This is a genomic window from Sphingorhabdus sp., from assembly GCF_044239665.1.
Taxonomy (GTDB): Bacteria; Pseudomonadota; Alphaproteobacteria; order Sphingomonadales; family Sphingomonadaceae; genus Sphingorhabdus_B.
The window spans coordinates 1-23,282 of sequence record NZ_JBIIBA010000014.1 but is presented as its reverse complement, the minus strand read 5'-3'; the positions used below and the strand labels follow the sequence as shown (position 1 = coordinate 23,282).

Sequence of the window (23,282 nt, the reverse complement as noted above, 5' to 3'; positions counted from 1 at the left end):
GATTCTCGCCTGCGCGGGAATGACGAGATAAATTTAGAGAGGCTTTAATATGGCAATGACCTTAAACGACGACCAGAATATGCTGCGCGACACCGCGCGGGATTTCATGGCGAGCGAAGCGCCCGTCACCCATTTCCGCAAGTTTCGCGACATGGGCTGCAAGGACGGTTTCAGCCATGGCTTGTGGAAGCAATTTGCCGAAATGGGCTTTACGGGCATCCTCATCCCCGAAGCCGATGGCGGCATGGGCATGGGCCAGATTGAGGCTGGCATTGTCCTTGAAGAAATCGGCCGCAACCTGTCACCATCGCCTTTCCTGACCACGTCAGTTGCGGCGGTTGAGGCGTTGAAGCTGGCGGATAAGGCGATGCGCGACCGCTGGTTCCCCGGCATATTGGCTGGCGAAACCGTGATCGGCATCGCGATTGAAGAAGGCGTCAAGCACCGTCCGGAGAAAATCGCCTGCGTTGCGGAACGCAGCGGCAATGGCTTTAAGCTGACGGGGCAAAAGCAATTTGTCGTGCAAGGCGCGTCATCGGACATGCTGATCGTCGCGGCGCGCACGGCTGGCGCGGCAGGTGAAACCGATGGTCTGACCTTGTTCGCGGTGGACAAGGATGCCGCCGGCCTGTCGATGGAGGCAGCAAGGCTTGTTGATTCTGCCGTTGCTGCGCATGTAAAACTTGACGGTGTTCAGGTGGATGCCGACGCCGTGATTGGCGAAGTCGATGGCGGTTGGGCGGTGCTGTCCAAGATGCTTGATGCCGGACGGGTGGGCGCTGCTGCTGAAATGGTAGGCGTGGGCACAGGCGCGATGGACATGACCTTTGAATATCTCAAAACGCGCAAGCAATTCGACCGCGTCATTGGCGAATTTCAGGCGCTTCAACACCGCGCCGCGCATTTATATGGCGAAATGGAAGGCGCGCGTTCGATTGTACTGAAGGCGCAATCCTTAATGGACGAAGGCCATGCTAAGGCCGAACTATATGTCGCGGCAGCCAAGGCGAAAGCCGGACTTGCCTGCAATCTTTCGGTGCGAGAAGGCGTGCAAATGCATGGCGGTATCGGCATGACCGACGAATATGACATCGGCCTATATATGAAGCGTGACCGCAGCTTGAACGAATTTTTCGGCGACGCTTATTACCACGCAGACCGCGTGGCGACGATGAACGGTTATTGAGCATTCTCCCCTCCCGCATGCGGGAGGGGCCTGGGGAGGGCTGTCGCCTTCTTCTTAGCCCGCTCGCCTGTGGCGAGCCCCACCCCTAACCCCTCCCGCCTGCGGGAGGGGAACTGTCAGGAGAGACCCATGGACATCAACACATTATTCAACCTCAAGGGCCGCGTAGCCTTAGTCACCGGCGGATCGCGCGGCATCGGCAAGATGATCGTCGAAGGCTATCTCAAGGCTGGCGCAGCGCGCGTGTATATCAGCGCCCGTAAGGTCGGTCAGATTGAGGAAACCGTCGCCGAATTCGGCGATCAGGTCATCGGCCTGCCTTGCGACCTTTCGACCGTAGACGGCTGCCTCTCACTCGCTGAACAAATCGCGGCGCGTGAGGAGAAGTTGGACATTTTGGTCAATAATGCCGGGGCCGCATGGGGCGCGGAATTTGGTCAGTTTCCAGAAAGCGGCTGGGACCGTGTGATGGATCTGAACGTCAAATCCTTATTCTTTTTGACGCAAGCCTTGCACCCGCAGTTGAAAGCAGCCGCCACCTTTGACCGCCCAGGCAAGGTCATCAACATTGCGTCTATCGACGGCTTGCGTATCAACCCGTGGCAGACCTACAGCTATCAGGCATCGAAAGCTGCCGTGATCCATTTGACTCGCCGCTTGGCGGCTGAACTGGTCAAAGACAATATCTTGGTTTCGGGCATTGCGCCGGGCGCATTTCAGTCGGACATGAATAAGGATGCCCGCGACCATGCAGAAGCGGTGGGCAAGAATATCCCGTTCCCACGAATCGGAACGCCAGAGGATATGGCTGGTCTGGCTATCTTCCTTGCGGCGCGGGCTGGCGATTATATCGTGGGTGAGACCATTGCGTGCGATGGCGGTATCGTAAATGCGTCGCTGCCGGGCAATGGAATCGCGCCTTAACTGCTAATTTTTGTGATAATTTGGGAACGAAATCAACGCGTTTCCAACAGAAATAGGGCTAGTTGCAAAACACGCAACTGGCCCCATTGTTTTCGCAATTGCAGCATTTTCATCGCGACCCTATTTGATCTGCAACGGCAAGCGATTGTCGAAACTCTTATTGACCGGGCGGCTCTCCCCTCCTCTCCCCCCTCGCCCCCGGACAATTTTTACGGCCTCCATGCACTGCGTGGGGGCCGTATCGTTTTGGGCTCCAAACTTATCCTCCATTTTGTCCACCACAAAGTGCGCGCGCTGTGGATAACTCCGCAAATCATGCTTTGAACGACTCGAAAGTCATGAGACCTTCAAGGCATCAGGCAGGAACGCTTCGATGCAAAGCCAGACCGGAAACGGGCAGGCGGAGCGGAGGAGACAGACTGCAGGATCGCCAAATGCACAGGCAACCCGTCGCAAGACAGGAAATGCAGTGAAGATGGTGGGTACGAAGAAAACGAATATCGAGTGCGGCATCACGCAAGTGACGCAACGCCGGATAGGATACCCAAGGTACCAAGGTGAACCAAGGAAACCTTCGGGTGACGTTGGGGAACCGGACGTCAGACGGAGAAAAAATGGCCCTTGTGGCCATGGACTTCGAAAGTCAGACGCAGTGGGCGCTGGTAGCGATGCCAGCGCCCATTTATTTTGTGCTGGCCCCTTTCCGGCCTCTCGGCTGCGCGCGTGGCGCATGGGATTGGGCAATTCGCACGTAATCAAAATCAAACAGGCTGGATAAACGTAAGCGGTCTCGCTAAAGCCCTCTCATGTCCGAAATTACGCCCCAAATTGTCGCCGACCATGGTCTAAACGAAGAAGAATATGCGCGCATCTTGCACGCTATGGGGCGCGAACCCAATTTGATAGAGCTTGGGATATTCTCGGTGATGTGGTCGGAGCATTGCTCTTATAAATCCTCACGTATCCATTTGAAGAAATTGCCGACTGAGGCCCCTTGGGTCATTTGCGGCCCCGGCGAAAATGCGGGCGTTATCGACATTGGCGACGGTCCAAATGGCACCAAGCTTGCCGCAATCTTCAAGATGGAATCGCATAATCACCCATCTTATATCGAACCCTATCAAGGCGCGGCAACGGGCGTGGGCGGCATATTGCGCGATGTGTTCACCATGGGCGCACGGCCCGTGGCCAATATGAATGCGCTGCGTTTCGGGCGGCCTGACCATCCGAAGATGAAGCATCTGGTGCAGGGCGTTGTTGCCGGCATTGGCGGCTATGGCAATTGCGTTGGCGTGCCGACCGTGGGCGGTGAGACCAATTTCCATCCGGCTTATGATGGCAATATCCTTGTGAACGCGATGACCGTTGGCGTTGCAGACCAAGATAAGATTTTTTATTCCGCCGCAACGGGCCTTGGTAATCCCATCGTCTATGTCGGTTCAAAGACGGGCCGTGATGGCATTCATGGCGCGACCATGGCGTCTGCCGATTTCGGCGCAGATATTGAAGAGAAGCGCCCCACGGTTCAAGTTGGCGACCCGTTCACGGAAAAACTGCTGATTGAGGCGTGCCTTGAACTGATGGCGTCGGACGCAATCGTTGCGATTCAGGACATGGGCGCGGCGGGCTTAACCAGCTCCAGCGTCGAAATGGCGACCAATGGCAAAGCGGGCATCCTCCTCGACATGGACAAGGTGCCGTGCCGCGAGCAGGGCATGACGCCTTATGAAATGATGCTGTCCGAAAGCCAGGAGCGCATGCTCATGGTGCTGAAGCCCGGCCGTGAAGAATTTGCCAAGGCGATTTTTGACAAATGGGAACTGGATTTCGCGGTCATCGGCAAAGTCACGGACACCGGCCATATGGTGCTGACGTGGAAGGGCGAAGTGGTCTGCGATATCCCGCTCGGCCCGCTCGCCGAAGACGCGCCTTTGTACGATCGTCCCGCTGCGTCGAAGGAAGACTATAAGGCATGGGCCAAGGTTCAGCCGCTGGGCGACGTTCCTGCGAGTAACGACATCGGCGCGGATTTGTTGAAGCTGATGGCTAGCCCTGACCTCGCAAGCCGCGCATGGATATGGCAACAATATGATAGCCAAGTAGGCGGCGACACGGCGCAGCTTTCGGGCGGGGATGCAGCGGTCGTGCGCATCCACGGTACCAACCGCGCGCTGGCGATGAGCACCGATTGCACGCCGCGTTATTGCTATGCCGACCCGTATGAAGGTGGCAAGCAGGCGGTGGCCGAAACCTATCGCAACATCAGCGCCGTTGGCGCAACGCCGCTGGCGATTACCAACTGCCTGAACTTTGCCAACCCGCAGCGCCCCGAAATCATGGCGCAGATTGTGGGTTGCCTCGAAGGCATGGGCGATGCTTGCCGCGCGCTCGATTACCCGATCGTGTCCGGCAATGTGTCCTTATATAATGAAAGCAAGGCCACAGGCGGCGGCAGCGCGATTTTACCAACGCCCGCCATTGGCGGCGTTGGCATAATGGAAGATGTCAGCAAGATGGCGACAATCGCGTTTAAGAACGAAGGCGACGGCATTTTTGTGATCGGCGATAGCAACGGGCATCTTGGCCAGTCCTTATGGCTGCGCGAATTGCATGGCCGCGAAGACGGGGCGCCGCCGCCTGTCGACTTGGCGCAGGAACGGGCGCATGCCGAATTTGTGCGCCAACTCATTCACGATGGCAAGGTGAACGCCGTGCATGATGTCGCCGATGGCGGATTGCTTGTTGCGCTGACCGAAATGGCGTTGGCCAGTAATAAGGGATGTGCGCTCGAAGAAATCGGCGACGCCTTCACCGCTTTTGGTGAGGATCAGGCGCGTTATGTTGTGACCAGAGCCGCTGCGGACCAAATTCAGGCCGCAGGCATTCCGATGACGCGGATAGGCACGGTTGGCGGCGCATCGGTCGCAGGGCCGGGCTTTGACGTGCCGATTGCGACACTGCGCGCTGCGCATGACAGCTTCTTCAAGGACTGGATGGAAAGCTAAAGAGCCTCTCCTCTCCAATCGAGACGAACGGGAATGCGCGTCTCAGGTTTAAGCCGTCGCAGCCAGCAAATTATACGGGTCAATACCTTCCGACCGCATCGCGGCATGGGCCGCTTTGTAGGTCACTGGTTCGGCAATCCCCAAGCGCTTACGGGCATCGACTAAAGGCTCGCGCAACAAGGCTGCGATATCTTCCTGAACGATGTTCTTCGCCGCTTTGCCGATACGATAGCCTTCGTGGACAGCCTTCATAATCGGCGCTGCTTTCGCCACGCGATATTTCAGTTCCAATCCGCCGGCATAGGCAATGAAGCCGACGCCCAGATTGTGATTTTGCGCATAGGTAAAGCCAAGCACGCATTGTTCGCCCAGCGCATCGCGGCCATAGCCGGTGAGGATGTGCAGCATGTCATGGGTGTCGCGCAAGCGGTCACCATAGCGTTCAACCACATCGCCGAACATGGGATAGGATGTTTGGAACTGGGCATATTCCGCCTCAAGACCCGCAGCGCTAAGGCCTTCGCGCTCCATGAAATCCACATAAGCACGGCCAACCGTACCTTCTGGAAGCTTCTTGATGCTGTCATGATCATCGAGCATGTCAATCAGGCGCTCATTGCTTTCGAGCAACGCTCTGCCCTTGGGTGTTTCCCAAAATTTCCGCGCCATCTTTCTAAATTTGCTACCGCTTAAGGCTGCAATGATGTGAAAGACCTGCTCTGTGTCTTCTTTGTTGGCAATCAGCTTACGAAAATGACGCCACGCCTTCAACGGCTGCATTTTTGCAAAGGGGCGGTCAGGGTGCGAAAAGTGCAGTTCAGTCATAACGAATCCACCAAAAATGATGGGATATAGGTAAAAACTACCTACATCAGTGTCAATAAGAAAAGTTAAACGCACTGGACGCTTATGCAGGATCGCTGTATTAATGTCGTAACACAGGGGGTAAGGCATGCAGGGTACGGAACAACGGCATATCAGCTTGGACGCGATGCGTGGCTTTGCGGTGATGGGCATTTTGGCGATGAACATCATCGGCTTTGCGATGCCAGAATGGGCTTATGTTACGCCTGCAGCTTATGGCACCGACACGTTGGCAGACCAAATTGCATGGGCATTTTCCTTCATCTTCATTGACGGCAAAATGCGCGGGCTATTCTCGCTTTTGTTCGGCGCGAGCATGATGCTCATCATCGCCCGCGCCGAGGCAAAGGTCCAGAGCGCCGCGCAAGTGCATTATCGCCGCATGGCGTGGCTCGCTCTATTCGGCCTTGCGCATTATTTCTTCATCTGGTTCGGGGATATCCTGTTTTTATATGCGATTATTGGCATGATCGCCTTTCGTTTCCGCGATTGGGCGCCCGTAAAGCTGATCAAGGTCGCTTTAATCATTTTTGCGGTTGGGCTGGTGTTCTGGGGCTTACAATTTGGCGGGCTTCAGGTCTTTCAATATGTCGCAACCCAGCCCGACGCCAGCGCCGACACGGCCCGCCAGTTTCGCGAGCTGATGGCGAGTGGCGACCTTGCTTTTAACATTGCGCCTGACCTCGCGCTACACAGGGGCAGCTATGCCGCGATTACATGGGATAAGTTTGGCGAGTGGAGCACGCCATTCACCTTAGTGCCGCAATCCATTGGCGAAACATTGCCGCTGATGATGATCGGCATGGCGATGCAAAAAAGCGGTTTCGTAACGGGGGAATGGGAACTGGCCGTTTACAAGCGTTGGGCCTTGCGGCTGGTGCCGATTGGGTTGCTGCTGACCCTGTCTCTGGCGCTTTGGATAGTCGCCGTTGATTTCGACCGGATCACCGCGCTTGCGGTTCTGTACGTCTGGGGCGGCATTCCGCGTCTGATGCTGACGATTGGCTATGCCGCGCTCTTGATTCTGCTCATCGGTCATTACCGCAACCATCCGATGCTCACGCGGGTCGCCGCAGCGGGCCGCACCGCGTTCAGCAACTATCTGGGCACAAGCATTGTTATGACCAGCATTTTTTATGGTTATGGCTTTGGCTTGTACGGCGATGTTGGCCGCGCCGGATTATGGCTGTTTGTGCTGGGCGCGTGGGCAGTGATGCTGCTGTGGTCAAAGCCATGGCTGATGACATTCCAATATGGTCCGTTGGAATGGCTGTGGCGAAGCTTAGCGCGCGGAAAAGTACAGGCCATGCGTCGTTAATGCTATTGCAATCAGTTCGCATTAACGGTAAGGCGATTCCATAGGAGTTGATCCATGGTCGTTTGCATCTGTAATGCTATCAAGGAAAAAGACCTGCGCGCTGCGGTGCGTTGTGCCTCGGAACGTCCGAATGACGTATATGCGCGCCTTGGGCGTAAGCCAAAATGCGGCCAATGCCTGTCGTTCGCGCGAAACATTATCAGCACCGGACCTGCAACCGCTTAGCAATAGCGGGTTGAAAAAATCAGCTTTTCCGCCATTTTTTCGCCTTCACGGTCATGCATTAACGCGCTAGTATATGCGCAACTAACCTAAAGGACATGGCGATGAAGGGTGATGCAAAAGTCATCGAATTTTTGAACGAGGCGCTCAAAAATGAACTGACTGCGGTCAATCAATATTGGCTGCATTATCGCATGCTGGACAATTGGGGCGTGTCGCGCTTGGCACATTTTGAACGGCATGAATCGATTGACGAGATGAAGCATGCCGACAAATTGTCGGAGCGTATCTTGTTTCTGGATGGCCTACCCAATTTCCAATTGCTTGGTCGTCTGCGTATTGGCGAGACAGTTGAGGAAATCCTGAAAGCCGATCTTGAGCTCGAATATGAAGCGCTGCCGCTGCTGAAGGATGCAATTGCGCATAGCGAAAGCGTCCGCGATTATGTCAGCCGCGACCTATTCGCATCCATATTGGAAAGCGAAGAAGAGCATGTCGATATGCTGGAAAAACAGTTCGACTTGATTGCGCGCATGGGGATAGAAAATTACATCCAGCTGCAGTCAAAACCCATTGAGGACTGATATTGCGCTGGGCAATCCTTAGCCGCCATCCTTAGCCGCAATCCCTAACTATTGTCGGCGAACGGGTTCTTCGACGAACGGAAGTTAATACGCACAGGCACGGCTCCAAAATCCAGATCGCGGCGGATACCGTTGAGCAAATAGCGCGCATAGCTGGCGGGCAACTCGTCTGTTCGGTTGCCAAAGATGACAAAGGTCGGCGGACGGTTCCGCGCTTGGGTCATGTACCGCAGCTTTATTCGCTTGCCCCCAGGGGCAGGTGGCGGGTTTGCCGAAATCGCGGCTTCAAACCAGCGGTTGAGAATGCCCGTTGGCACGCGCTTGTTCCACGCTTCGCGCGCATCGAACGCAGCGGAAATCATTTGGTCTAGCCCCTTGCCGGTCAATGCCGACACCGCGATCATCGGAACGCCCTTTAACTGCGACAGGCCTTCTTCGAGCGCAGCGCGAATGCCCTTGAACAGGCCGCTGCCATCAACCGCCACATCCCATTTGTTGATCGCGATGATCAGCGCGCGGCCCTCTTGAATCACATGGTCTGCAATTTTCAGATCCTGCACCTCCAAGCCCTTGGTCGCATCCAGCAACAACACAACCACTTCGGCAAAATCGATAGCATGGCGCGCATCGGCCACAGATAGCTTTTCCAGCTTATCCTGCACCTTGGCGCGCTTGCGCATGCCAGCGGTGTCAATCAAGCGCACGCGGCGTTCGGTCAGCAATGGCGGAATATTGCCTTCTTCATCAGGCTCGCCTTCTTTGGGATTTGGGTCTGTCCAGATCCAGTCGACCGAAATACTGTCGCGGGTAATTCCGGCTTCGGGGCCCGTAATCAGGCGGTTCTCGCCTAATAATTTGTTGATCAACGTCGACTTACCGGCATTGGGCCGCCCGACAATCGCCAGCTTCAATATCGCGTCGGGTGCCTCGGGATCAGGGACTTCAAATGCACCCCCGTCAATATGTGGCAGCAAGGATTGAAACAGGTCGGCCATGCCTTCGCCATGCTCGCCGCTAATGGCGATGGGGTCGCCAAAGCCAAGTGCGTAGCTTTCTAAGATGCCATTATCGCCTTGCTTGCCCTCGGCCTTATTGACCGCGAGTACGACCGGCGTTGCACTGCTGCGCAGCCAGCGGGCGATTTCTTCGTCAAGCGGGGTCACGCCCACGCGGCCATCGATCAGGAACAGGGCGACTTGTGCGCCGGCAATCGCGGCTTCTGTTTGCATCCGCATTCTGCCGGGCAGGGTGTCGGGATCTTCATCCTCATAACCCGCCGTGTCGACAATGGTGAATTCCAAGTCGAACAAGCGGCCTTCGCCTTCACGCCGGTCACGGGTGACGCCCGGCGTGTCGTCGACAAGCGCGAGTTTCTTGCCAACCAGCCGGTTGAACAAAGTGGACTTGCCGACATTGGGCCGACCGATAATGGCTACCGTCGGCAACATGCCGCTACTTCTCCTTTTATGGCCTAGCCGCGGAACGCGGAAATGCGGCCGGAATCATCCAGAATATATAAGATGTTGTTCGCGACAATCGGCGCAAGCGACACATCAGATTTTACGTCGGCAACTTCAGTGGCTGTGCCATCTTCTGGCGCAACCGCCCAGATGGAACCGCGCGAATTGGCAATGATCAAGCGACCGCCGGCAAGAATAGGGCCATACCAGCTAATCGGGCCCTTTTTCTTCTTTGCATTGTCGTAACGCTGCAGCTTCGAAATCCAACGGATTTTCCCGCTGGAACGGGCAACGCTCAATAAACGGGCTTCGTCGGTCATGACGAACACCCATTCACCTGCCGTCACGGGTGTCGAAATACCCGCAATGTTGATTTCCCAAATGCGCTGGCCAGTGACCAGTTCATAGGACGCCATGCGTCCGCCTTTACCCAAAGCGAAGACGCGGCCACGGTCGATGACAGGGTCGGCATCAATATCGGTCAGCGTCGAAACCGATGTCGACATTGCGGTACGCGACAAGGTGTCGTTCCACAGGCTGCGGCCATTTTCATACCGATAGGCGGCAAGCTCACCACTGGAATAGCCAGCGATGACGGTGCCTTGTGCCGCAGCAGGGGCGCCAACGCCAAATATGCCCGATGCCGCAACTGGCCCGGCCTCTTTCCATTGGGGCTCACCATCGCTTTGGCGCAGCGCGTAAATCTGGTTGTCCTGCGTCATCACATATAGGTTACCGTTGGACAATGTCGGCGCACCACGCAAGGGTCCGGCTGGACGCTTTTTCCACACAAGCGCGCCAGTTTCCGCCACAAGCGCGGCGACATCGCCGACGCCATTGGTCGCAAAAACATTGCTGCTGGTTGCGCTGACGCCGCCGCCATAACGCGAAGGCTTGCCGTCGCTGTCAACCTCAAGCGCGTTTGTCCAGATTTGTGCGCCGGTGTTCGCATCAAATGCCGTAACGCGCGCGGTGGTGTCGACGACATAGACGCGGCCATCGCTCATCACTGGGCTCGCGGCCAAGCGTGCACGTGGGTTGGCACCGGTCACATCTGCGGTCCAAATGCGTTTCAGATTTTGACCAAGCGCCGCATGACCGGGCGATTTCGCGGCATTGCCGCCGGGCTGTGCCCATGCTTCATTCGCCAATGCTGGCGGCAGGGTGACGGCGACATCGGCCAAGGACGCATCGACCTCGGTATCACGCTCTGTGCCCAAAATGCTGACGCGTGCGCCGACGGTCGGCGTGTTATTCTTCTTACCGGAATCACCGCGCACCCCGTCAATGACGGCGCAGCCACCAAGCGACGTTGTCACGGCGAGTGCCAGAAGCAATTTGGATATGGTCTTCAAAGTCACTCTCCTTTGGCGGCGCTATCGCCAGCCTTCGCTGCCGCATTGCGGGTTACGTCAAGCTGAACGGTATCGATACCAAGCGCACCTGCCATTTGCTGGGCACGGCTGCGCAAGGTCTGCGGCGCGTCCTCTTGTTTCGCGATCTGCGCAAAAATAGGGCCAGCCAAATTGTCCTTACCCATTTTCATATAGGCTAAGGCGGTTAATTCGCCCGCGCTGCCGAAATAAGGGTGGCCAGCGGTCGCCAGTGGTTTCAATCGGTCAATCACTTGCTGCGGCGCGATGGCGTCAAACTCGGCGCTCACTTGGCGGATCAGGGCCAGATCGCGGAATGTCTGTGGCAGGCTGTCGTCGCCTGCAACCTTGGCATAGATAGCAATCGCCTTCTTGGTCTCACCATCTTCACCGAGCAGATTTGCCTCCACCAATTGCGCCATGGCGCGATATCCGGGTTGATCGGCCTTGGCGAGCACTGCCAATTTGGCGCGCGCCTCTTTTTCTTGCCCAGCGCGCAACTTGTCCATTGCGTCGACAAATTCTTCGCTTTGCAAATCTGCTGCGGCCTGCATTTGATTGTGATAGATGATCCAGCCAGCAAAGGCCAAAAGTCCGGCCACCACAGCCGCCAAAAGCCAGCGGCCATAACGCGTCCAAAAACTGCTCAGGTCACTCGCGCGGACGGCATCATCGACCTCACGCAAAAATGCCTCGTCGCTACCGCTCCGGTCTTTATCCGCGGGCTTTTCAGTCGGTGTCAAAGCCAAAAGGGCCTCCGAATTTGTTTAGTCAAAATTGGTCAACACGGTCCTTAGCCCGACTTGGCCCGATAGGCCAGCCTGCTTTATACAGGCTGATATAGCTGGTCGGGTCCGGGGAAGCTGCGGTCACGCACGCCAGCGGCATAAGCGCGCACAGCGTCCTCAACGCCGACACCCATATCACCGAATTTCTTGACGAATTTGGGAACGCGGTCGAACAAGCCCAGCATGTCTTCGGCAACCAACACTTGCCCGTCGCATTGCGCCGACGCGCCAATGCCAATGGTTGGGCAGGCAACTTTTTGCGTAATTTCAATGGCGATATGTTCAAGTACGCCTTCAATCACCATGGCAAATGCCCCGGCGTCGGACATGGACATCGCATCATCGACGATCGACTTGGCTTCTTCTGGGCTTTTGCCGCGCACGCCATAGCCGCCCAGAATGTTCACCGCCTGCGGCGTTAATCCGACATGCGCCATCACCGGAATGCCGCGTGAGGTCAGGAACTCCACCGTGGGCGCGAGCACCTTGCCGCCTTCCAGCTTCACCGCCGCCGCGCCGGTCTCTTTCAACAGTCGCGATGCGTTGACAAATGCTTGTTCGGGCGATGCTTCATAGGAGCCAAAGGGCATATCGACGATGACGGCGGCGTGATAGCTGCCGCGCACCACCGCCGCGCCATGCGCCGCCATCATTTCCATCGTCACCGCCACGGTGTGCGGCAGGCCGTAAATCACTTGCCCCAGCGAATCACCGACGAGCAGCATGTCGCAATGCGGGTCCATCAACTGCGCCATGCGGACGGTATAGGCCGTCAGCATCACCAGCGGTTCCTTACCCTTTTGCTGCCGAATGCGCGGCACGGTCAGCCGCTTCATCGGCGAAGGCGTCGGGTTCGCGCGACTGGTGGATGTATCGAAAGTGAGCGTTTTTGAATGTGTAGACATAGCGCAGGGGCTTAGCCGCTAATCGCCGCGGGCAAAAGCAAATAGAGTCTTCGTCTTATTGGCGCGCCGCCACCGCTTCGGTCACATTGTCGCTGAAAATGCCGTCGACGCCGGTAGCCAAGAAGGCTTTTATCTCTGCGTTCAAGTCACCTGTCCCACGCGGATCAACGCCGGATTTTTGCGCGAGGGGCAGGAAGTAATTTTCGCGGCGAAACGTCCACGGGTGAACCGCAAGACCCAGTTTATGTGCGTCCGCGACAAGGGTCGTCGGATCGCCCAGATTGCCCAGCAAAGTACGCGGGATGATGAGTGCCTTATTGGGGCCAATGCCATCGGCATAGCTCGCCACGGCCTTTAGGCCCTCTGCCGTTGCCATTGCGGCATAGGTCAAATCGCTGCGGTCGGGCGGGCTGCCTGTGTCCGCCATCAACTGGATCAGGCGCAATTTCGTTTTGGACCGCAAGGCTTTCAGATTTTCGACCTCGAACGATTGGATGAACACCGGCGCGCTTTTGTCGACATGACCATATTTGGTCAGCGCGGCCAGCAACGGCGCTTCATGCGGCAGACCAATCGCGGTGAAATAGCTTGGGTGCTTGGTTTCGGGATAGACGCCTATCGTCCGACCCGTCGTCTTGCTTGCCTCTTTGGCCAAAGCGAGGATCTCGTCAAAGGTCGGTATCTCAAACTGCCCGTCATAGGCCATATTTGCCTTGCGCAATTGCGGTAGGCGTTCTTTCGCGCGCAGGGTCTTCAATTCGGCGAGGGCGAAGTCTTCGGTAAACCAGCCTGTCATTTTCTGGCCATCGATGACCTTGGTCATCTTGCGGTCGGCAAATTCGGCCTTGTCCGCGACGTTAGTGGTTTCCGAAATCTCATTCTCATGCCGCGCGACCAGAACGCCATCCTTGGTGAGCACCAAGTCCGGCTCAATATAATCGGCGCCTTGTTCAATCGCGAGGCGGTAGCTTGCCAACGTATGCTCGGGCCGCTCGCCCGATGCGCCGCGATGGGCGATGACGATGACTTTGCCTTCAAGCGGTTGTTCCATGGCGTGGCTTTCCGAAATGGAGAAGGGCGACAATGACAGGGTGGCGATCAAGAGGATATGTAAGAATTTCATCCTGCTGTCATGCCTGCGCGACATTTCAATTCTGCGACAAAAGCGCATCCCATTCGGATTCCTTAAACCCGACGAGCAAAGCCTTGCCGCCTTCAACCACTGGCCGTTTGATCATGGACGGGTTGGCAACCATCAACGCAATCGCCTTGGTCGCATCTATGTCGGCCTTATCCGCATCGGGCAGCTTCTTAAACGTCGTGCCCGCCTTGTTCAGCAGCTTTTCCCAGCCGACTTGGCTGGCCCAGCGCGCCAGATGTTCTTGCGTCACCCCTGCCTTTTTATAATCATGAAAGGCAAAGCTGACGCCGCGCGCATCCAAATATTTCCGCGCTTTTTTGACGGTGTCGCAATTGGGAATGCCGTAGAGAGTTAGGGTCATATGCTGGGTCCGTTATCTGCCATGAATATCATTTATAATGCGCCCGCCGGTCGCCGAAATCGCGCACACGCTTGCGCCATGCGCGATAGCTTCCGGGCTTTAACTGGGTGCGCATGATGACTTTAATCTCGTCAGGCGTGACCCCGTGCTGCGCCGAAATCTGCGTGAAGCTGATATGATCCGACAGCGCCATTTCGACGATCTCGCTAATCTGCGCAGGCGATAGCGCGGCGGTCATTGCGGGTGAACGCCTACTCCCACTCAACGATTCACTGCTATGAAATATATATAAATCAATTAGTTAACTCCAATTTTTAGTTTTGTGTAACTAATGCGATTTAAGATTTATTCCAATAAATCAATTACTTATGTATGTAATTGAAATCTCGTGTCGTAGATGCACAATGTGTAAACATCATACTTGCGCAAACCGTCTCTTTCCAGTGCCTTTCTCGTGATTATTTCGCTTTCGAACCAACGCCAGTGACACTGCTCAAAGCAGTATCAAGTTCGCCGTTCAAAACAGCTTCCTTGACCGTTGAAAGAACCGTGCTGACCTCTGACGCATTAGTGCATTGAATAGCGTTCTTGCCCTTCGCAAGCTCGATTGGTTTGCTGCCATAACGCACTGTTAGTTGCACTGTATCGTCAGCGTTCACGACCCACCAACGCTTGATGCGTTTCGCTACCTCACGACGATGCTGATTGCCGCTTTCGTCAGTGACAGTAACAAACTTGCTTGGTGCATACGCTGGGTCTGTAGCAAGCTTGATCTGCTGATCGATCTTATCTGCCAGTTTACGACGACGCACGAAGATGCGCCCTTGTGCTGTTTCTGGTCGAAACTCGATCAGCTTCAGCGATGATATTAGCGACATTGCATTCTCCTTTTTCGAGAACTCAATGTGAATCCTTCATTTTGATATTCCTACCGAAATGTAGCCTCGCAAAAACTCAAGCTTTAAAGTTTAAAGTAAGCTGTCGGTTTTCCCGACAATCAATGCGTTGTCGGGAAAACCGACAGCGCACCATTTGTCATTTCAGCTTTCTGTTCCGCTTTCCTAAAACAGAAAACTCACCCAGCCAGATCGAACTCAACACTGTCAGCATCAACCAACGAACGACATCTGATACTCATAGATGTAAGCTGTTTTGCTAATGGCTGATAACGCGGCAATGTTTTCAACTGCTCAGCGGCGCACATTAATCGACTGGCACAAATTGCTATCGTGCCCAGACTTGGTTCTGTTTTTTGATGACGCAGCTTACGCAAATACCCTTCCGAACAACCTAACCAATGTTCGCTGAACTCGCTTTCAGTCGCAGCAATTCCTTTGTCTTTTAGAAACCCAAGCACTTCATAAATAATATCTTTTCTCATCGTTTCGATCTCCCAGTGATAAATACACATCAGTAGCAAGTGACTTGCTCACTGTATTTATCTGGGAAATGAGAATGGTCGCAAAATCGTTAGTGAGACTGAACTGGGCGAAGTGGGCTTCGTCGTATGATTGGAATGTTTATGGGACACTGAACTTCGCTGTTGGACACAAAATTGGGATTGAAGAAGCACAGCGACAATGGTCGCACTTCTGGAGCAAGTTGGATCGTATCTGTTACGGGCAGTCAAAGGGTAGGCAGAATCGAGTTCAGCGTTTTGTTTACACGCACAGCGGCAGGAACGGGGACAACATACATTCGCACTTCCTTGCTCGATCTCTGGGTGACACGGGAGAGTTCTGCGTTCTGCTTAATGCGCTCTGGGCTGGTATGGAGGGTGCGGGCGCAGCGGTAGCTGAGCAGAACGAGATACTGCCCGTTTTCAGCAAGCAACGAGCTTCCTGGTATCTGCTTCACGAAGATCACGATGGTGAGATGAACGGCTTCAATGCGAAGCTGACGCATCTCGATCAGTATCAACCCAAGATGCGTGACACTGCGTTGATCGACCTACGATCAGCAGCAGATCGCTTCCAGCACATTAACGATGCCTCGATCGCATTCGATCAGCATCTTGCAAGGGCTGAGCAGCGATACATTAGGCGCAACTCGAACTAACAGGACAGCTATGCTGCGGTGAAGTCGTGCGTCTTATGGACAAGGCAATGTGCTGAGTGATTTCAGCGCAAGTCTTCATAATACCCAAAATGCAAAGACATTAACAAAGAATCAAAAGTTTGTGAAAACGACATAGGTCATTGGGAAACAACAAAACGACTGATGGAGGAAATCGGTAGGATCAAATGTCTGATTAATTTAAGAATCTCTCATCGGAAAAGTTTATGTGAGACAAGCAAAATGGCAAAAGCAAAGGTTCTGACTAAAGACGAAATCAAACGAGTGATGCGTATCGCTGACACAGGGAATAACGGTCTCAGAGATAGAACGGCTTTGTCGCTTAGTATCTTAGCTGGGATGCGCATTGGAGAGATTGCGGCTTTGAAGATTTCTGATGTTCGCGGGATTGATAGACGAGCAGTAGAAGTCATCAATCTCAGCAAACATCAAACGAAAGGCAATCGCTCACGCAGGGTTTTCATCTCAGACGAACTTCGCAAAATCCTAAATCAATATCTCGCTCAGATTAGCCAGCTTGATGAGAGCAAAGCATTCATTCGCTCAACACGGACTGGCAACCATTTTAGCAACATCAGTCTCAGCTTGCGCTTCAAAGCAATCTACGCAGCCGCTGGTATCAAAACGAGCAGTCATTCAGGCAGAAGGACATTTGCTACACGCTTAAACGCTGCTGGCATTGGGATGGCGACAATTCAGCAAGCTATGGGTCACGCTAACATTGCTACTACTGCTGGATATTGCTGGGTCAGTGATGAGCAATTGGCAAATGCTGTTAATGTGATTTGAACAACACAAATAACAATTCAGTCTTTTAACTCTAACTTGTAATAAATGCTATCGCACCAGCCTATATGAGTTTCAAATGTCTGTCTTTCAAAACCAATATTTTCAAAACCAAACTTGTTCAATAGATTGATGGATCTTAAATTGCGTGGGTCTACATCAGCAAATAAATGATCAGAAATATTATATTCTCTGACATAACTTATTAGTCCTCTCATTGCCTCTGAAGCAATACCTATTCCCCAATAAGATCTATTAAGAATAAAACCGACTTCTGGTAATTTTCAGAAACCAAGTTTACCAACTATTTTTCCTTGAAAATCAATGAAAAAGTCAAATTGGCTTTCAGGATTGTAATCAAGAAGTGGCGTAAGCCAAGTTCTTGTTTCAGATATGCTTTGATGAGCTCCATTTGACCAGTAAGTCATTACCTCATCGTCACAGAATATTTCGTGAATGTCTTCCAAATCGGAGAGTTTTGGCAGGCGTAACTTGAGGCGCTCAGTGACGATCACAATCTTCTCAGAACTGCAGGAAACGGAAAAAATCGTCGAGTGCATAATCACTTGCACGACAATGAGCAAGCTGCTCATTCGTCACTCCTAAAATGCGCTCAGCTTCCGCTGACAGAGCCATTGACGGCTTTGCCCACTCGTCAAACTCATCGTTTTCATCCCAACGATTGATTGCATAGTAGTGAATTATTTCACCCTTCTCTGGTGTGAGTGCGCTTGTCTCAAGCCTTATAATTAACTCACGCTTTAAGCCACGAGTGCCAGCCTGAAACAGTTCCAACCCACCATCAATGTAAAGTTCAAACAGACTGTCGTGCAGCCGCTTCTGGCTTTGGATAAGCCTGTCGTTCATCGTGTTATAGCCTGCGCAGCTTTGCGAAATGCAACCTCATCATTTTGTGCCCCATAGACATACCCACGCAATGCTCGTTGCTGATGAGTGGGAGATGTCGGTGCTTGTTGTTTCTGCGACGATTGTCCTGATCGCTCCTGTGAACGGTCCTCTGAATCGTTTTGGGATTGTGGGGTATCAGCAGTGCTTGGCTCTGGCTTAGGTTGCTTCTGGGCTTTCTGAGGAGCAGGCTTCGGTGGCTTTGATTTGCTGCTTGAGCGACACTGTTTCGCAAGCGCAGTGTTTCTATCAGCCAATTTCCCTGACAACTCCCCTGCGACTGACAGAAACAGGTCAATGTCCTGCTTGATCGTCTTGCTTTCTTCTTCTGATGATAGCTCGATCACCATAGCAATCCAGCGTTTCAATTCTTCTCGTGCGTTCATCCCATACACCCTGCTTTCAAGTGTATTTATCACTCGGGAGCTGCAGGCTTACTCGATTGCTAATCTAACGGATGAAGTAACCGACTATCTTCCATTTGTCGTCTTCACGAGCAAGAATGACTGTTTCAATCGTGTCAGCCTTTTTCGAAAAAACTGTACGATACTGTAAAATCTCATACTCTCCATCAGGCGCACCAGGCAGTGATTTCGATTTACTCGAACCGTTCACGACCCGCGACACAACTGTGCCTAAAGGCTCCCTAACTGATTGAACTGTTTTTACCCACTGCTCCTGCGTCAGCTGCGAACGAAACAGTTTTCCAGTATCATTCCAGCTTGCAGACCAGCTGTTAGCATCAAGCAACGAAAGCCAACCATCAGCGACCGTCAGCTCAGGCGAGACAGGCGCAGGCGCACTAATGGCAGCAAGAATTAAAGTAGCTTCTTTGAACATTAGACTTCCTAACTTACGAATGATGCGCTGCTGTTAATGTGATGATTTGCGTGGAGCTATCATTGCTGAAGATGCCCCGCCACTCCAAAAGTACCTGATCCAGAAACGCTTTCGTAGCTTCGAGCGGAGCTAACTTAAATGTTTTAAGTTAGATGGGAATTATTCGACCATCTTTGTCACGCCTAAAGTCAGCCACAGCGTTCGCCAAACGACGATCATCTATCAAGTGATAGTATGTCTTTCTGATCTCAGTGTCGCTCGTGCCACACATCTCTGCGACTTGCTGAAACGATAAACCACTCAGCACCCTTTGCGTGATCATAAAGTGCCGTAAGCTGTATGGAACGATACCTCGTGCTTCGTGATCTACAATGCCTGCAAGCTTCACCATACGATGGAAATGATAGAGAATTGCACGATTCGAAATGCGTGTTTTGCCGTCGAGACTGAATATCAAATCAGTGCTGCTCGTATGCCTGGAAAGCTCTTTCCAGCGTTCGAAGTAAGTACCCCCACGACAGTATAATTTACGATCCTTACGAACCTTACTCGTCTCTTTGCGCACATAGATTTCGGCAAGCAGCTTCGTCTGCATCGCTGCGCCAAGCTCGTGCTTTTTCATCTTCACATCACACCAGCGAAGTTGCTGCTGCTCACCCGTTCTCAGCCCCGCATTTGCTGCAATCAAAACATAGTGCCTCGCCAACTCACGCATCATATGTTCATCATCGTCGAGCTTGTTTGCCTTACGAGCGACATATGAACGCATTGCTTTGGTCAATGCATTATACTCGTCGTTAGTAAGCGTAGCTCGTCGAATTGCTTCGTTGTCGATTTCATACTTACTAAGCTTGGGGAAATCGAACGCTTCGACGACACTCTGTTTTGCACGAAAAAGATACGCCATCATTGCGTTGATAGTGCCTTGCTCGTTTGCAAGCGTTGTATGTGCGATGCCGTGCTTTGCGTTTTTGATACGATAAGCGAAGTAGCCTTCAGCAGCGTTTCGCTCCAGTTCCTTCAGCTTTGTGTCACGCTTGATATAGTCCAGCCAGTGACCAAGATGCGTCGATATTGTGCCGTGACGCCCCTTTGTGATTGTCTTGAGTTCGACCAGCTTTTGTTTGTCAGCGAGATAGAGATTCACCCCTTCTTCTGCTGTAATCGAGAAGTAGCGTTTGCCAGACTTCTGATCTGAACGAAGCTCGATGTAACGATCTTCTGCTCGTTTTTTTGCTGTCTCTAAATCGCGAGTTTTTAAGCTCTCACGAACATATTTGTTCTCACCATCAAGCCACATTCTGAAGTGCCAGTAAACACCTCGCTGCTCAATAAGCACCTTATCAAACAGCCAGATACGACCGTCATCAGCCTTAACTCGATGTGACATTGTCTATTTCCCCTCAAGCGCACCCAAACAGCAATGTCGCCTACGATTTAGAGTAGTGACAAGAATGTGTAAGTAGCTGTGCAACAATAAGCTTGCTGGAACTGGAAACAAACGATTTTTTGTGCGTCGTGAATGTTTTGTGTAACTAAATAAACAAACAATATCAGTTACTTAGTAACGCATTCTACTCCCACTCAACGATTCACTGCTATAAAACATATATAAATCAATTAGTTAGCTCCAATTTTTATTTTTGTGTAACTAATGCGATTTAAGATTTATTCCATTAAATCAATCACTTAGGTATGTAATTGAAATCTCGTGTCGTAGATGCACAATGTGTAAACATCATACTTACGCAAATCGTCTCTTTCCAGTGCCTTTCTCGTGATTATTTCGCTTTCGAACTAACGCCAGTGACGCTGTTCAAAACAGTATCAAGTTCGCCGTTCAAAACAGCTTCCTTTACCGTTGAAAGAACCGTGCTGACCTCTGAAGCATTAGCGCATTGAATAGCGTTCTTGCCCTTCGCAAGCTCAATTGGTTTGCTGCCATAACGCACTGTTAGTTGAACTGTATCGTCAGCGTTCACGACCCACCATCGCTTGATGCGCTTTGCTACTTCACGACGATGCTGATTGCCGCTTTCGTCAGTGACAGTAACAAACTTGCTTGGTGCATACGCTGGGTCTGTAGCAAGCTTGATCTGCTGATCGATCTTATCTGCCAGTTTGCGACGACGCACGAAGATGCGCCCTTGTGCTGTTTCTGGTCGAAACTCGATCAGCTTCAGCGATGATATTAGCGACATTGCATTCTCCTTTTTCGAGAACTCAATGTGAATCCTTCGCTTTGATATTCCTACCGAAATCTAGCCAATCAACGCTGAAGCGTTAGCCACAATAACGCGCCTTTCAGGTCAGATTCAGAAACATCCTCGCTGTATATTTCCCCACTTAACGTAACATCATTCCCTCTAATGTCTCTGTTGTTGATACATACATATATCTCGACTTCATCGACGAGATGGGCGCCGAAAAGAAACGTAAGTAGAAATTCTATCTGGAGTTCTCTTCCATTTTTTAGACAAGCGGATGCCTTTACGTCTCTGCTTTTTATGCGGTTTTGGATAAATGCATCAGCATCTTTGTAGTCGTATCCATCTGTCGTTCTTATGAGTAAACCGTCGGAAATTATCTTAAAGTCGTGATATACGTTTCCTAGATCGTCATCGATACCATGCCGATACTCGATTTCAGTGACGACATGTTCAGCTATGCATAAGAGATTGTCACCAATCCCAGACGATTGAGCGATAGCTATTGCAAGATCATTTCCTAGTTTTTCCCGTTCTTTAGTCACGCCCTTTTCCCCATCGTTGCCGTTAGTGCTCGAAGTTTCGCAGCTATGTCTTCATTTGTTAGACGCTCTTCTGGACACTTAATTTGCTCAATCACCGCTTCCACCGCACGAATTTTGCACTGTCTTTTGCTATCAATCTTTTCTGAAATTGGACCGCTCTGATTGTCTAAGCTGCGACTAGTAATAGCTCGTGGAACGCTAAATGGGTCAAGACTGGGGTAGTTACTAGCAGTGAAATCACATTGTCTGTCGAGCCAGATTTGCAACGACGGATCGATGCTTAGTTGCTCTTCAAGATACAGCAGTGCCCGTTCGAAAGCCGTTTGTGCTTTTGCGTGTAGCTGTCGTGCTGATCGCACTCCTCGCTGACTTGCAGTTTCACCGCGATTGTAGAGCAGTATTGCCTTCTTCAGCAGCTCCTCATACTCGATAACTGCGCCAGATTTTCTACTAAGCAAGTTGCGCTGATCTAATGTGTTCGACCAACTATCCTCGTATTCCTTATAACCTTGCTCACCAAGCCAAGTCTGAAGCTGACGATTTTGCACGATTTCGCCACGCCTCAATCGATCCAATAAATCGTGAAGCTTTGCCAACCGTGCTTCGTCTGACTTGTGCAATGAGAAACCCAACCGTCTTGATGTGACAGATCCAAACCGTGCAGCAAAAGGAACCTTTTTCCAAGTTGGTTTTAATTACTCAGATCAAACTCGACGCTGTCTGCATCAACCAACGAACGACATTTGATACTCATTGATGTAAGCTGTTTTGCCAATGGCTGATAGCGCGGCAATGTTCTCAACTGCTCAGCAGCGTTCTGTAATCTACTCGCACATATTGCGATTGTGCCCAAACTTGGTTCTGTTTTCTTATGTCGTAATTTACGCATGTAGCCTTCTGAACAACCAAGCCAATGCTCAGAAAATTCGCTCTCGCCAGAAACAATCTGCTTAGATTTAAGATACCCAAAAACTTCTAAAATCGTGTCTTTTTTCATAGTTTTCCTTACTCCGTGATAAATACTCATATCGTCAGAATGTAAGCGCAATCTGACTAGTATTTATCTGTGGAGCAGAAAGAACGTGTCTGTAACCTATTCACGTTTCTATGTTCTATCATAGGGCATTATCGTCGCATTGAGTTTGCCAGCCTAGCTGTCGCCAACAGAACTTGCAGCCCAGTAAGCGTGACCACAGACACGCAATACAACAAGCAAAGTCGCAACTGGCTTGTAAAAATATTATGCGATGGATCAAGAAAGATGAGACTGCGAAAGCGGTAACTTGTATGTGTCTTAGGGGTAAATGATTGGTTCCCAAGACGCTGCGTTGCGAACAACTCACCACACATAAAGGTAACAGCGTAACCCTATCTCCCATTCAGTTCATTTGAACTGCGTGGTTGTGTGCAATCATTGGCTTAAACGACTCAACGAAAAGTGCAAAAGCCACAGTGAAGCGTAAGCCTCACTGTGGCAGCAATCTAACGAAATGTACCAACCAACAAATATAAAAAAACAAAGCGATGAGGGTTACGAAGAAACCCGAAATCGCATGAGTTCGTAGAACTCATAATCAAGGAGACTGATTAAATCTGAATGATTCTCAGAAAATAGTCTGAGACATATCCATCCAGAATCCCGTTTCATTGCAACATCGCATAAACCGTATTCGGACTGACTTTCACCTCTTTACAGATAGCGCGGATTGATGAGCCATTTCGCTTCATCCATTGAATTTTTGCTATCTGCGCTTCTGTCGTTGGCTTGCGACCAAAACGTACACCGCGCTC

General features: G+C 51.9%; 27 protein-coding genes and 1 pseudogene. 8 read left to right on the top strand and 20 right to left on the bottom strand.

What is annotated here, in order from left to right; genetic code table 11:
• Positions 1-49: 49 nt before the first annotated feature.
• The 3 genes from ACILP3_RS06085 (at position 50) to purL (ending at position 5,115) form a co-directional block, all read left to right on the top strand.
• A complete protein-coding gene (locus ACILP3_RS06085) occupies positions 50-1,186 on the top strand; it encodes an acyl-CoA dehydrogenase family protein (RefSeq protein ID WP_395615765.1) in 1,137 nt (378 codons plus the stop codon).
• A 129-nt stretch (positions 1,187-1,315) separates the two neighbouring features.
• Complete coding sequence (locus tag ACILP3_RS06080; protein ID WP_395615764.1) at positions 1,316-2,110, top strand: SDR family NAD(P)-dependent oxidoreductase; 795 nt, start codon at positions 1,316-1,318, stop codon at positions 2,108-2,110.
• A gap of 806 nt (positions 2,111-2,916) precedes the next feature.
• The gene (purL, locus tag ACILP3_RS06075) at positions 2,917-5,115 is read left to right on the top strand and encodes a phosphoribosylformylglycinamidine synthase subunit PurL (protein ID WP_395615763.1); all 2,199 of its coding nucleotides are present in this window, start codon (positions 2,917-2,919) and stop codon (positions 5,113-5,115) included.
• Between the two features lie 48 nt (positions 5,116-5,163).
• Here purL and ACILP3_RS06070 read toward each other — a convergent pair whose 3' ends face one another.
• A complete protein-coding gene (locus ACILP3_RS06070; protein WP_395615762.1) occupies positions 5,164-5,940 on the bottom strand; it encodes a Coq4 family protein in 777 nt (258 codons plus the stop codon).
• Positions 5,941-6,067: 127 nt separating this feature from the next.
• Here ACILP3_RS06070 and ACILP3_RS06065 point away from each other — a divergent pair, with 127 nt between their 5' ends.
• The 3 genes from ACILP3_RS06065 to bfr all read left to right on the top strand — a co-directional run bounded on the left by ACILP3_RS06065 (position 6,068) and on the right by bfr (position 8,103).
• Positions 6,068-7,297 (top strand): DUF418 domain-containing protein, encoded by a 1,230-nt coding sequence (locus ACILP3_RS06065; RefSeq protein WP_395615761.1) that lies wholly within the window; start codon positions 6,068-6,070, stop codon positions 7,295-7,297.
• A gap of 54 nt (positions 7,298-7,351) precedes the next feature.
• A complete protein-coding gene (locus ACILP3_RS06060; protein ID WP_295493048.1) occupies positions 7,352-7,522 on the top strand; it encodes a bacterioferritin-associated ferredoxin in 171 nt (56 codons plus the stop codon).
• A gap of 101 nt (positions 7,523-7,623) precedes the next feature.
• A complete protein-coding gene (gene bfr, locus ACILP3_RS06055; RefSeq protein ID WP_295493046.1) occupies positions 7,624-8,103 on the top strand; it encodes a bacterioferritin in 480 nt (159 codons plus the stop codon).
• A 44-nt stretch (positions 8,104-8,147) separates the two neighbouring features.
• Here bfr and der read toward each other — a convergent pair whose 3' ends face one another.
• The 9 genes from der to ACILP3_RS06010 all read right to left on the bottom strand — a co-directional run bounded on the left by der (position 8,148) and on the right by ACILP3_RS06010 (position 15,512).
• On the bottom strand, positions 8,148-9,551 hold the full coding sequence (gene der, locus ACILP3_RS06050) for a ribosome biogenesis GTPase Der (RefSeq protein ID WP_395615760.1): 1,404 nt from the start codon (positions 9,549-9,551) through the stop codon (positions 8,148-8,150).
• Positions 9,552-9,574: 23 nt separating this feature from the next.
• Positions 9,575-10,909 carry a PQQ-binding-like beta-propeller repeat protein gene (locus tag ACILP3_RS06045; RefSeq protein ID WP_395615795.1) on the bottom strand — a complete coding sequence of 445 codons (1,335 nt, stop codon included), beginning with the start codon at positions 10,907-10,909 and terminating at the stop codon, positions 9,575-9,577.
• A gap of 11 nt (positions 10,910-10,920) precedes the next feature.
• A complete protein-coding gene (locus ACILP3_RS06040) occupies positions 10,921-11,685 on the bottom strand; it encodes a tetratricopeptide repeat protein (protein ID WP_395615759.1) in 765 nt (254 codons plus the stop codon).
• Between the two features lie 77 nt (positions 11,686-11,762).
• Positions 11,763-12,629, bottom strand: coding sequence for a 3-methyl-2-oxobutanoate hydroxymethyltransferase (gene panB / locus ACILP3_RS06035; RefSeq protein ID WP_395615758.1), 867 nt, complete (start codon positions 12,627-12,629; stop codon positions 11,763-11,765).
• A gap of 55 nt (positions 12,630-12,684) precedes the next feature.
• Positions 12,685-13,752 carry a glycerophosphodiester phosphodiesterase gene (locus ACILP3_RS06030; RefSeq protein ID WP_395615757.1) on the bottom strand — a complete coding sequence of 356 codons (1,068 nt, stop codon included), beginning with the start codon at positions 13,750-13,752 and terminating at the stop codon, positions 12,685-12,687.
• 25 nt (positions 13,753-13,777) lie between these two features.
• Complete coding sequence (locus ACILP3_RS06025) at positions 13,778-14,131, bottom strand: ArsC family reductase (protein ID WP_395615756.1); 354 nt, start codon at positions 14,129-14,131, stop codon at positions 13,778-13,780.
• A 28-nt stretch (positions 14,132-14,159) separates the two neighbouring features.
• A complete protein-coding gene (locus ACILP3_RS06020; RefSeq protein WP_395615755.1) occupies positions 14,160-14,369 on the bottom strand; it encodes a DUF2805 domain-containing protein in 210 nt (69 codons plus the stop codon).
• A 220-nt stretch (positions 14,370-14,589) separates the two neighbouring features.
• On the bottom strand, positions 14,590-15,009 hold the full coding sequence (locus tag ACILP3_RS06015) for a DUF6641 family protein (RefSeq protein ID WP_395615754.1): 420 nt from the start codon (positions 15,007-15,009) through the stop codon (positions 14,590-14,592).
• Positions 15,010-15,206: 197 nt separating this feature from the next.
• Complete coding sequence (locus ACILP3_RS06010; protein ID WP_395615753.1) at positions 15,207-15,512, bottom strand: DUF6626 family protein; 306 nt, start codon at positions 15,510-15,512, stop codon at positions 15,207-15,209.
• Between the two features lie 74 nt (positions 15,513-15,586).
• On the opposite strand from ACILP3_RS06010, the gene ACILP3_RS06005 reads away from it, so the two are divergent.
• Both ACILP3_RS06005 and ACILP3_RS06000 read left to right on the top strand, forming a co-directional pair.
• Positions 15,587-16,189, top strand: coding sequence for a hypothetical protein (locus ACILP3_RS06005; protein ID WP_395615752.1), 603 nt, complete (start codon positions 15,587-15,589; stop codon positions 16,187-16,189).
• Positions 16,190-16,429: 240 nt separating this feature from the next.
• Positions 16,430-16,996: a tyrosine-type recombinase/integrase gene (locus ACILP3_RS06000; RefSeq protein WP_395615751.1), complete on the top strand. Its 567-nt coding sequence runs from the start codon at positions 16,430-16,432 to the stop codon at positions 16,994-16,996.
• A 17-nt stretch (positions 16,997-17,013) separates the two neighbouring features.
• Here the strand turns inward: ACILP3_RS06000 and ACILP3_RS05995 are convergent.
• The 10 genes and pseudogenes from ACILP3_RS05995 to ACILP3_RS05950 all read right to left on the bottom strand — a co-directional run.
• Positions 17,014-17,508: pseudogene (locus tag ACILP3_RS05995) on the bottom strand (GNAT family N-acetyltransferase).
• Between the two features lie 7 nt (positions 17,509-17,515).
• Complete coding sequence (locus ACILP3_RS05990) at positions 17,516-17,860, bottom strand: hypothetical protein (protein ID WP_395615750.1); 345 nt, start codon at positions 17,858-17,860, stop codon at positions 17,516-17,518.
• Entirely contained in the window at positions 17,857-18,285 is a 429-nt protein-coding gene (locus ACILP3_RS05985; protein WP_395615749.1) for a hypothetical protein, read from the bottom strand. Before ACILP3_RS05985 ends, ACILP3_RS05990 begins: the two co-directional genes overlap by 4 nt.
• A gap of 64 nt (positions 18,286-18,349) precedes the next feature.
• Positions 18,350-18,739, bottom strand: coding sequence for a DUF4019 domain-containing protein (locus tag ACILP3_RS05980; protein WP_395615748.1), 390 nt, complete (start codon positions 18,737-18,739; stop codon positions 18,350-18,352).
• A gap of 148 nt (positions 18,740-18,887) precedes the next feature.
• Positions 18,888-20,129 (bottom strand): tyrosine recombinase XerC, encoded by a 1,242-nt coding sequence (gene xerC, locus ACILP3_RS05975; protein ID WP_395615747.1) that lies wholly within the window; start codon positions 20,127-20,129, stop codon positions 18,888-18,890.
• Positions 20,130-20,520: 391 nt separating this feature from the next.
• Positions 20,521-20,940 carry a DUF6641 family protein gene (locus ACILP3_RS05970; RefSeq protein ID WP_395615746.1) on the bottom strand — a complete coding sequence of 140 codons (420 nt, stop codon included), beginning with the start codon at positions 20,938-20,940 and terminating at the stop codon, positions 20,521-20,523.
• A gap of 68 nt (positions 20,941-21,008) precedes the next feature.
• On the bottom strand, positions 21,009-21,491 hold the full coding sequence (locus tag ACILP3_RS05965) for a hypothetical protein (RefSeq protein ID WP_395615745.1): 483 nt from the start codon (positions 21,489-21,491) through the stop codon (positions 21,009-21,011).
• Complete coding sequence (locus ACILP3_RS05960) at positions 21,488-22,111, bottom strand: hypothetical protein (protein WP_395615744.1); 624 nt, start codon at positions 22,109-22,111, stop codon at positions 21,488-21,490. Before ACILP3_RS05960 ends, ACILP3_RS05965 begins: the two co-directional genes overlap by 4 nt.
• 71 nt (positions 22,112-22,182) lie before the next feature.
• Complete coding sequence (locus ACILP3_RS05955) at positions 22,183-22,488, bottom strand: DUF6626 family protein (RefSeq protein ID WP_395615743.1); 306 nt, start codon at positions 22,486-22,488, stop codon at positions 22,183-22,185.
• Positions 22,489-23,135: 647 nt separating this feature from the next.
• Positions 23,136-23,282: helix-turn-helix domain-containing protein (locus tag ACILP3_RS05950; RefSeq protein WP_395615794.1), on the bottom strand; the 147-nt coding region annotated here is incomplete at its 5' end.

Bases quoted from the DNA above. Each gene is read 5' to 3' on its own strand.
- ACILP3_RS06085 (WP_395615765.1), top strand. From the start codon at position 50: ATGGCAATGACCTTAAACGACGACCAGAATATGCTGCGCGACACCGCG.
- ACILP3_RS06080 (WP_395615764.1), top strand. From the start codon at position 1,316: ATGGACATCAACACATTATTCAACCTCAAGGGCCGCGTAGCCTTAGTC.
- purL (WP_395615763.1), top strand. From the start codon at position 2,917: ATGTCCGAAATTACGCCCCAAATTGTCGCCGACCATGGTCTAAACGAA.
- ACILP3_RS06070 (WP_395615762.1), bottom strand. From the start codon at position 5,940: ATGACTGAACTGCACTTTTCGCACCCTGACCGCCCCTTTGCAAAAATG.
- ACILP3_RS06065 (WP_395615761.1), top strand. From the start codon at position 6,068: ATGCAGGGTACGGAACAACGGCATATCAGCTTGGACGCGATGCGTGGC.
- ACILP3_RS06060 (WP_295493048.1), top strand. From the start codon at position 7,352: ATGGTCGTTTGCATCTGTAATGCTATCAAGGAAAAAGACCTGCGCGCT.
- bfr (WP_295493046.1), top strand. From the start codon at position 7,624: ATGAAGGGTGATGCAAAAGTCATCGAATTTTTGAACGAGGCGCTCAAA.
- der (WP_395615760.1), bottom strand. From the start codon at position 9,551: ATGTTGCCGACGGTAGCCATTATCGGTCGGCCCAATGTCGGCAAGTCC.
- panB (WP_395615758.1), bottom strand. From the start codon at position 12,629: ATGTCTACACATTCAAAAACGCTCACTTTCGATACATCCACCAGTCGC.
- ACILP3_RS06030 (WP_395615757.1), bottom strand. From the start codon at position 13,752: ATGAAATTCTTACATATCCTCTTGATCGCCACCCTGTCATTGTCGCCC.
- ACILP3_RS06025 (WP_395615756.1), bottom strand. From the start codon at position 14,131: ATGACCCTAACTCTCTACGGCATTCCCAATTGCGACACCGTCAAAAAA.
- ACILP3_RS06020 (WP_395615755.1), bottom strand. From the start codon at position 14,369: ATGACCGCCGCGCTATCGCCTGCGCAGATTAGCGAGATCGTCGAAATG.
- ACILP3_RS06015 (WP_395615754.1), bottom strand. From the start codon at position 15,009: ATGTCGCTAATATCATCGCTGAAGCTGATCGAGTTTCGACCAGAAACA.
- ACILP3_RS06010 (WP_395615753.1), bottom strand. From the start codon at position 15,512: ATGAGAAAAGATATTATTTATGAAGTGCTTGGGTTTCTAAAAGACAAA.
- ACILP3_RS06005 (WP_395615752.1), top strand. From the start codon at position 15,587: ATGGTCGCAAAATCGTTAGTGAGACTGAACTGGGCGAAGTGGGCTTCG.
- ACILP3_RS06000 (WP_395615751.1), top strand. From the start codon at position 16,430: ATGGCAAAAGCAAAGGTTCTGACTAAAGACGAAATCAAACGAGTGATG.
- ACILP3_RS05990 (WP_395615750.1), bottom strand. From the start codon at position 17,860: ATGAACGACAGGCTTATCCAAAGCCAGAAGCGGCTGCACGACAGTCTG.
- ACILP3_RS05985 (WP_395615749.1), bottom strand. From the start codon at position 18,285: ATGAACGCACGAGAAGAATTGAAACGCTGGATTGCTATGGTGATCGAG.
- ACILP3_RS05980 (WP_395615748.1), bottom strand. From the start codon at position 18,739: ATGTTCAAAGAAGCTACTTTAATTCTTGCTGCCATTAGTGCGCCTGCG.
- xerC (WP_395615747.1), bottom strand. From the start codon at position 20,129: ATGTCACATCGAGTTAAGGCTGATGACGGTCGTATCTGGCTGTTTGAT.
- ACILP3_RS05970 (WP_395615746.1), bottom strand. From the start codon at position 20,940: ATGTCGCTAATATCATCGCTGAAGCTGATCGAGTTTCGACCAGAAACA.
- ACILP3_RS05955 (WP_395615743.1), bottom strand. From the start codon at position 22,488: ATGAAAAAAGACACGATTTTAGAAGTTTTTGGGTATCTTAAATCTAAG.